The sequence below is a fragment of the Pseudomonas sp. genome (assembly GCF_035277045.1).
Classification (GTDB): Bacteria; Pseudomonadota; Gammaproteobacteria; order Pseudomonadales; family Pseudomonadaceae; genus Aquipseudomonas.
Window position 1 is genome coordinate 1 of record NZ_DATELE010000054.1, and the last position, 6,174, is coordinate 6,174.

Genomic DNA, 6,174 nt, shown 5'->3' on the forward strand with positions numbered 1-6,174 from the left:
GTGGACGGCGAAGGGTTCAGGCGAGCGCTTCGAGGACTTGGGCAATATCCTGCAATACAGTTTTCTCGCCCCGCTCGCTCCAGTAGAGGGCGATCATCTGGGTTCCCGCCTCGACCTTGAAGGCGCTTTCGGGCAAGCGCGTTAGCTGCGCCAGCACGCGGGGGTCCTCGCAGGGCTCGCGCCACTGGTTCAACCACACCCCCGGCGAAACCTGCCAGTAGCACCAGGTATCGGTCTGTCCCTTGCTGCGCCCGCGATGGTACTGAGGACAGGGGTCTGGCGCGTGCCTGCCGAGCCAGTGTGGCCACTGCTGGGGCGCCAACTGCATGGCCAGCCCCATGCGCCGGCCTTCAAGGCGCAAACTCATCTGCACGCTCTGCTTGTGCGATGGACGCAGCCAGGCGAGCGGGCTCAGAATCAAGGCAAGGATTGACACAACCAGCCATATCGTCATATCTGTTGTTCCCATAAAGCGTTACGAATGAGCTGGTTAGCCGAGATGCACAGCGATCAGCCTGAAACCGACCATACTTCAACTATCGCGATTGTCAGGAGAACTGCTCATGTCCTACGAACATATTTTGGTTGCCGTAGACCTGACCGAAGAATGCGACCCGGTGATCAAGCGTGCCATGAAGCTCGCCTCGCTCGGCACCACCAAGGTGTCGCTGGTCCACATCGTCGAGCCCATGGCCATGGCGTTCGGGGGTGATGTGCCGATGGACCTGTCGCAACTGCAACAGCAGCAGTTCGACCAGGCCAAGGAGCGCATGGACCGCCTGTTCGTCAAGTACCCGGAGATCCCGCGTGGTGACTCGCATCTCACCTACGGCCAGCCACGGCAGGAAATCCATCAACTGGCCAAGGAACATAACTGCGACCTGATCGTGGTCGGCAGCCATGGCCGCCATGGCCTGGCGCTGCTGCTGGGCTCGACCGCCAACGACGTGCTGCACGGCGCGCCGTGCGACGTCCTGGCGGTCCGCCTGCAGAAAAAGGAATGATACCCCGCCACCCGGCGCCTGCGCGCCGGGTGGCGTGTTCGATCAGCTGTCCAGCTCGGCCCAGCGCTCGACCAGTGTGTCGAGCTCGGCCTGCAACTTCTCGAGGCTCGCCAGCACCACGGTGGTTTCACCGATCGGACGCTGGTAGAAGTCCGACGCGCTGATCTCTTCTTGGACTTGCGCCATCTTCTGCTCCACCGCATCGATCTGGCCCGGCAACGCCTCAAGCTCGCGCTGCAGCTTGTAGCTGAGCTTCTTCCTGGCAGGCTCGGCGACAGGCACGGGCTCGGCCACGGGCGCCGACTCCACGACGGCGGTGTTCAGCGCCGACTTGCCCGACTTGCTTTCGCTCACGCCCAGCAGCTTCGGCGAGCCACCCTGGCGGATCCAGTCCTGGTAACCACCGACATACTCGCGCACCTTGCCCTCGCCTTCGAACACCAGCGTGCTGGTGACCACGTTGTCGAGGAAGGCCCGGTCGTGGCTGACCATCAGCACGGTGCCCTTGAACGCCGACAGCACTTCCTCGAGCAGCTCGAGGGTTTCCACGTCCAGGTCGTTGGTGGGCTCGTCGAGCACCAGCAGGTTGGCCGGCTTGCTGAACAGCTTGGCCAGCAGCAGCCGCGCGCGCTCGCCGCCCGACAACGCCTTGACCGGCGTGCGGGCACGCTGCGGGCTGAACAGGAAGTCGCCCAGGTAGCTCAGCACGTGGCGGTTCTGGCCATCGATCTCGATGAAGTCGCGACCCTCGGCGAGGTTGTCGATGACGGTCTTTTCCAGGTCGAGCTGGTGACGCAGCTGGTCGAAATAGGCGACCTCGAGGCGGGTACCCGACTCGACCTTGCCTTCGGTAGGTTCAAGGTCGCCCAGCATCAGCTTGAGCAAGGTGGTCTTGCCGGTACCGTTGGCGCCCAGCAGGCCGATGCGGTCCTGGCGCTGCAGGACCATGGAAAAGTCCTTGACCAGCTGCGGGCCACCCGGATGGTTGAAGCTGACGTTTTCCAGCACCATCACCTGCTTGCCCGACTTCTCGGCGACATCGAGCTGGATGTTGGCCTTGCCCTGGCGCTCGCGGCGCTCGCCACGCTCGACCCGCAGGGCCTTGAGCGCGCGCACGCGGCCCTCGTTACGGGTACGGCGGGCCTTGATGCCCTGGCGGATCCAGACTTCTTCCTGGGCCAGCTTCTTGTCGAACAGGGCGTTGGCGGTTTCCTCGGCGGCCAGCATGGCCTCCTTGTGCACCAGGAAGCTTGCGTAGTCGCCGTTCCAGTCGATCAGGCCGCCGCGGTCCAGCTCGAGGATGCGCGTGGCCAGGTTCTGCAGGAAGGAACGGTCGTGGGTGATGAACAGCACGGCGCCGCCGAAGCCGTTGAGGGCCTCCTCGAGCCAGGCGATGGCGCCGATGTCCAGGTGGTTGGTCGGCTCGTCGAGCAGCAGCAGGTCTGGCTCGGAGACCAGTGCCTGGGCCAGCAGCACGCGGCGGCGCCAGCCACCGGACAGCTGCGCGAGGGTCTTGTCGGCAGGCAGCTGCAAACGGCTCAGGGTGCTGTCGACCAGCTGCTGCAGGCGCCAGCCGTCACGGGCTTCGAGGTCCTGCTGGACATGCATCAGTTTGTCCAGGTCTGCATCGCTGTGGATGTTCTGGCTGAGGTGGTGGTATTCGGCCAGCAGCGCACCGACGCCGTCCAGGCCTTCGGCGACCACGTCGAACACGGTGCGGTCGTCCGCCACTGGCAGTTCCTGCGGCAGCTCGCCGATCTTCAGGCCAGGGGCGCGCCAGATCTCGCCGTCGTCAGGCTTCTGCTCGCCCTTGATCAGGCGCAGCATGCTCGACTTGCCAGTGCCGTTGCGGCCGATGATGCACACCCGCTCACCACGGGCGATCTGCCAGGACACCTTGTCCAGCAACGGCATGGCGCCGAACGCAAGGGACACATCGCTTAATTTGAGCAGGGTCATGATCTTCTCCAAAAACCGGGCGCGCATTCTACCTGACTTGCCCCCTCAGCACATTAAGCACGCCCTTCCTACAGTGCTTTCCTACAAACGGTCGCATCATTACAACTGGATACAAGCACAATGCTTTCTTCCGCCTGCGCCAACCGGCTAAGCTAAGGCCATTCACCCCACAGTGCTGGCTCGGCCGTCACTTTTCATGGTTCAACTGCCCGGACGTATCATGCGCAGCCGCCTGTTTCATATTGTTTCCTGCCTGCTGCTCGCCGCCAGCTCCACCAGCGTGGTCCAGGCTGCCGACCTCACCCAGCAACGCCAATACTACGATGAAGCCAAGCGTGCCCTGGCCAAGGGCGACAAGGGTCCGTACCTGCGTTATGCCCAGGCGCTGCGCGACTACCCGCTGACGCCTTACCTTGCCTACGACGAGCTCACCGCGCGCCTCAAGAGCGCCAGCAACGAAGAGATCGAGGCGTTCCTGGCCAAGCATGGCGACCTGCCCCAGGCCAACTGGATGAAGCTGCGCTGGTTGCGCTGGCTGGCCGAACGCGGTGACTGGAAGCCCTTCGTCAAGTACTACGACCCCAAGCTCAATTTCACCGAGCTTGACTGCCTCAACGGCCAGTATCAGCTCAGCCACGGGCAGCGCACCGAAGGCTTCGCCACGGCCGTGAAGCTGTGGCACGTCGGCAAGTCGCAACCGGCGGCCTGCGACACCCTGTTCGGCATGTGGGCCGCCGAAGGCCAGCTGACCGAGGCCCGGCGCTGGGAACGCGCCAAGCTGGCGGCGCAGGCTCGCAACTACACCCTGACCAACACCCTGGTGCAGTCCCTGACCACCCTCGGCCCGCAAGGCCGCCTGCTGATCGACGTGGCGCAGAAGCCGGAGCTGCTCGACCAGCCGTCACGCTTCAGCCCGGTCAGCGAGGCCATGTCGGACGTGGTCAGCCTGGGCCTGCGCCGGCTTGCCCGGCAAGACCCGCAGCGGGCCATGGCGCTGCTCGACGACTATGCCCAGCGCATGCATTTCTCCCGTGACGAGAAGGTTGCCATCGCCCGCGAGATCGGCCTGACCCTGGCACGCCGCTACGACCCGCGCGCCCTCGACCTGATGACCCGCTACGACCCCGAACTGCGCGACAACACCGTCAGCGAATGGCGCATGCGCCTGTTGTTGCGCCTGGGCCGCTGGGAAGACGCCTACGAGCTGAGCAAGCGCCTGCCCCAGGACCTGGCCAGCAGCAACCGCTGGAAATACTGGCAGGCGCGCAGCCTTGAACTGGCGCAGCCGAAGAACCCGCAGGTCCCGCCGCTGTACAAGGCCGTGGCGCGCGAGCGCGACTTCTACGGCTTCCTGGCCGCCGACCGCGTGCAGACCCCTTACCAGCTCAACAACAAGCCTTTGGTGCTGAGCCAGCAACTGGTCAACAAGGTCCGCAACACCCCTGGGATACGTCGCGCGCTCGAGTTCCACGCCCGCGGGCAGATCGTCGACGGCCGCCGCGAGTGGTACTACGTCAGCCGTCACTTCAGCCGCGACGAAATGGTGGCCCAGGCGCGCCTGGCCTACCAGATGCGCTGGTACTTCCCGGCCATCCGCACCATCAGCCAGGCCCAGTACTGGGATGACCTGGATGTCCGCTTCCCGATGGCCCACCGCGACACACTGGTGCGTGAAGCCAAGGTGCGAGGCCTGCATTCAAGCTGGGTGTTCGCCATCACCCGCCAGGAGAGCGCCTTCATGGAAGACGCCCGCTCCAGCGTCGGCGCCAGCGGCCTGATGCAGCTGATGCCCGCCACTGCCCGCGAGACCGCGCGCAAGTTCAACATCCCGCTGGCCTCCCAGGCACAGGTGCTCAACCCGGACAAGAACATCCAGCTCGGCGCCGCCTACCTCAGCCAGGTGCACAGCCAGTTCAACGGCAACCGCGTGTTGGCCTCGGCCGCGTACAACGCCGGTCCCGGCCGTGTACGGCAATGGCTGCGCGGCGCCAACCACCTGAGCTTCGATGTGTGGGTCGAATCGATCCCGTTCGACGAGACGCGCCAGTACGTACAGAACGTACTGTCGTATTCGGTGATCTACGGGCAGAAACTCAACTCGCCGCAGCCGCTGGTGGATTGGCATGAGCGGTATTTCGATGATCTGTAGCAACACCTGTGGGAGCGGGCTAGTCCCGCTCCCACAAGAAACCGCCTTTACAACACCTCGACCTCCATCCCCACCTCCAGCACCCCGTGGCCGTCGGCGGCGAGGTTCTGGCCGAACAGCACGTCGCCGTCCTTCTGCCGGTACCCCTTGAGCGTGGTCAAGGGTTCGCGGTCGGGGCTACGCTCGCCGGTAAGCGGATCGAGGGTCGTGAAGATGCAGCGCACGCTCGGCGCCAGCACACGGAATTCAAGTGTTCCGATACGGATTCGCTCCCAACCGTCTTCGGCGAACGCCCCACCGCCCTCGATCACCAGATTGGGCCGCAACCGCAAGGCTTCCATGGGCCGGCCCACCCGCACGCTCAGGTCGTCGACCGATGCCTGGCCCACCAGCAACAGCGGAAAACCGTCCGGAAAGGCCGCGCGATCGCTGTTGAACCCATAACCACCAGGCAGATAACGCGCACGCTGCTCGGGGCAATGCACCAGCCGCACCGGCTTGCCGACCAGCTGGCTCAGCCAGTCAGCCGCCGCGTCGCCAGCGTCGGGCACGCGCAAGGTATCTCGCCAGATCGTCACCCCGCGCAGGGCGTCATCGGCCGCCGGCACCGGCACTTCCAGCGCCGGTTGGCCAGGCGCCTCCAGGATCAGTTGCCCGGCATCACCATAGCGGGCGGCGAGCTGGCTCAGCACTGGATAGGCGCGCTGGGTCAGAAAGCGCCCGTTCTCCTGTTCGACCACCATCCAGCGCCGGTCACCCTCCAGCCCCAACAGGCCGACCGCCGAGCGCTGCAGCGCGTGGGCCCTGCAGGACTTCACCGGATAGTGGTACATCGCACTCAGAAACATCCTTGCCATCCCATGCCAGGTCAAAGCCCAAGCTTATACCTGGCGCGCTGGACGGCCTAGACTGTCGCCTGGTCGAGCACCAGGCGCTGGCGGACCACGTCGACCAGCTTGTCGGGCTGGAACTTGGACAGGAAGTTGTCGCAACCGACCTTCTTCACCATCGATTCGTTGAAACTGCCGGACAGCGACGTGTGCAACACCACGTAGAGCCCAC

5 protein-coding genes and 1 pseudogene are annotated in these 6,174 nt (G+C 64.8%); 2 read left to right on the forward strand and 4 right to left on the reverse strand.

What is annotated here, in order from left to right:
- Positions 1-16: 16 nt before the first annotated feature.
- Positions 17-454 carry a hypothetical protein gene (locus tag VJS90_RS02610; RefSeq protein WP_324118815.1) on the reverse strand — a complete coding sequence of 146 codons (438 nt, stop codon included), beginning with the start codon at positions 452-454 and terminating at the stop codon, positions 17-19.
- Between the two features lie 109 nt (positions 455-563).
- Between VJS90_RS02610 and VJS90_RS02615 the strand changes: the two genes are divergently transcribed.
- Positions 564-1,004: a universal stress protein gene (locus VJS90_RS02615; protein ID WP_324118817.1), complete on the forward strand. Its 441-nt coding sequence runs from the start codon at positions 564-566 to the stop codon at positions 1,002-1,004.
- 42 nt (positions 1,005-1,046) lie between these two features.
- Here VJS90_RS02615 and VJS90_RS02620 read toward each other — a convergent pair whose 3' ends face one another.
- A complete protein-coding gene (locus VJS90_RS02620; protein WP_324118820.1) occupies positions 1,047-2,963 on the reverse strand; it encodes an ATP-binding cassette domain-containing protein in 1,917 nt (638 codons plus the stop codon).
- A 220-nt stretch (positions 2,964-3,183) separates the two neighbouring features.
- Here VJS90_RS02620 and VJS90_RS02625 point away from each other — a divergent pair, with 220 nt between their 5' ends.
- Positions 3,184-5,112, forward strand: a complete 1,929-nt coding sequence (locus VJS90_RS02625; RefSeq protein ID WP_324118822.1) for a transglycosylase SLT domain-containing protein — start codon at positions 3,184-3,186, stop codon at positions 5,110-5,112.
- A gap of 47 nt (positions 5,113-5,159) precedes the next feature.
- On the opposite strand, the gene VJS90_RS02630 is transcribed toward VJS90_RS02625, so the two are convergent.
- On the reverse strand, positions 5,160-5,960 hold the full coding sequence (locus VJS90_RS02630; RefSeq protein ID WP_324118824.1) for an MOSC domain-containing protein: 801 nt from the start codon (positions 5,958-5,960) through the stop codon (positions 5,160-5,162).
- Between the two features lie 56 nt (positions 5,961-6,016).
- Positions 6,017-6,174, reverse strand: a pseudogene (locus VJS90_RS02635) (chemotaxis protein CheV); the annotation flags it as partial.